We start from the raw sequence: 1,899 nt of genomic DNA, 5'->3' as shown, positions 1-1,899 counted from the left end.
CTGGAGAACGGCTCGGCGATCCAGCCCTCTGCAATGGCACAGTATTCTGCAAATTCCGGCCGTGTTCGTGGCTGTAAACGGCTGCTGATCGCTACTCACATTAGTACAAAGGCTTCTGTCCTAATGTAGGCTGAAAGTCTTCGTACTAATCTGGGTATCCTAAAGGGCACTTAGGTTGCACGCGTAAACAAAAAAAATGAAAACATAGCGGAACCTTAAATTTGCGAAACTGATTATTCCATAACATCTTTAAATTTACGGGTTTTTTTTGTCGTTCGCGGACGGGCATAGCGCTCTTTTGGCCTCTTCCCGCGGCATCCGAGAGTGTGTGGCGCTGTGGACAGGCGAGCGCAGGAGGGTGGATGCACTTGATCGAAGCGTTTTGCCGACGCGCTCAGCGTGATCGCTGCATCGCCAGTGCCGATGCGATCCCGGGCGGCGGGTGCCTCACGAAAGAGCGCGCGGCGTGCAAGGCAGGCGTCAATCTTCCGTGCATGAGCGCCGGGACGAGTGCCGAGCGCTGGCGGTTACGCTGCTCCTGGCGCCCTTGCCGGCGATCGAGGACGTCCAGATGCACCGCACGAGCGCGATGTTCCTCTGCGTGCACTTGGTCGGGGGCCTGACGCCCCGCGACTATCCGGGCAGCAGCCTGCTTTCGCGAGAGCTCGACGCGCTGCTCCACGACGAGCCGTGCACCGATGAGCGCGCGCGCCGGGTCGCGGGGCGGGTGTGAAGAGGGCTTGCGACGAATTCGCCCAACCTCTATATGTCCGATAAGCTTCACTTGTCGGACACTATTTTGCCCCTCCCGGTCACCACGCCCAGCACCGCCATCGCCACCATCGCCGAGCAGGCGACTGCCTACGCCGAGGCGGCCACGGCCGATAACACCCGCCGCGCCTATCGCGCCGCCTGGGCCGACTTCATCGGATGGTGCGCCGAGCGCCAGCTCTGCCCGCTCCCGGCGACGGAGGTGACCGTCGGCCTGTACCTGGCCGATCGTGCCGGCGCCCTGAAGCGCAGCACCCTGGGCCTGCGCCTGGCAGCCATCAGCGTGGCGCACAAGGCCAAGAGCTACCGCCTGGATACCAAGGCGCCGCAGATCGCCAACGTGCTGCGCGGCATCGGCCGCATCCACGGCACCGCGCCCGCCAAGAAGCAGGCCGCCACGCTGGACGTCGTCCGTGACGCCGTGCGCGCCCTGGGCAAGGACGACAGCCTCAAGGCGCTGCGCGACCGCACCATCATGCTCATCGGCTTCGCGGCGGCCCTGCGCCGGTCGGAGATCGCCGCCATTGACATCGAGCACCTGCGCTTCGCGCCAGAGGGCTTGGTACTGACGCTCCCGCGCCGCAAGACGGACCAGGAGGGGCAGGGCACCGAGATCGGCATCCCGTTCGGCCAGGACGCCCAGTATTGCCCGGTGCGCACTGCGCAGGCGCTGATCGAGCGGGGCGGGATCACGAACGGGCCGCTGTTCCGGTCAGTGACGCGTGGTGGCGCCATGAAGGCGCTGCGCATGACGGACCGCGACATCGCCCGCGCCATTCAGGGCGCAATCACCGCGGCCGGCTATGACGGCGCCAACTTCGGCGGCCACAGCCTGCGCTCAGGCTTCGCGACCACGGCCGGACGGGCTGGTGTGCCGGAGCGCATCATCATGCTGCAGACCGGCCACAAGAGCCTGCCCGTGCTGCGCGGCTACATCCGTCGCGGTTCGCTGTTTACCGAGAACGCTGCAGCAATGATCGGGATGTGATGCGCGACGGCCCCGCACCCCGGCGTCGCATTTCGCGGGTCCGACAGGGTGGGGTGGCTGGGCAGCGCAAGGGCTAGTGGGCCGACGCGCATTGAGCCCCCAGGACTAGGGGGTCGGTGCCGCAGGGGTAGGTGCCGGGC

The 1,899-nt window shown here is 65.9% G+C and carries 2 protein-coding genes; both read left to right on the top strand.

Annotated features, from left to right (window positions below):
* Positions 1-571: 571 nt before the first annotated feature.
* On the top strand, positions 572-733 hold the full coding sequence (locus WCJ41_RS21845; protein WP_336907941.1) for a hypothetical protein: 162 nt from the start codon (positions 572-574) through the stop codon (positions 731-733).
* Positions 734-784: 51 nt separating this feature from the next.
* Positions 785-1,759, top strand: coding sequence for a site-specific integrase (locus WCJ41_RS21840; RefSeq protein ID WP_336907940.1), 975 nt, complete (start codon positions 785-787; stop codon positions 1,757-1,759).
* Positions 1,760-1,899 lie beyond the last annotated feature (140 nt).

The organism is Aestuariivirga sp. (assembly GCF_037139295.1).
In the GTDB taxonomy this organism is placed as follows: domain Bacteria; phylum Pseudomonadota; class Alphaproteobacteria; order Rhizobiales; family Aestuariivirgaceae; genus Aestuariivirga.
This window is presented reverse-complemented; position numbering and strand designations above follow the sequence as displayed.

Bases quoted from the DNA above. Each gene is read 5' to 3' on its own strand.
- WCJ41_RS21845 (WP_336907941.1), top strand. From the start codon at position 572: ATGCACCGCACGAGCGCGATGTTCCTCTGCGTGCACTTGGTCGGGGGC.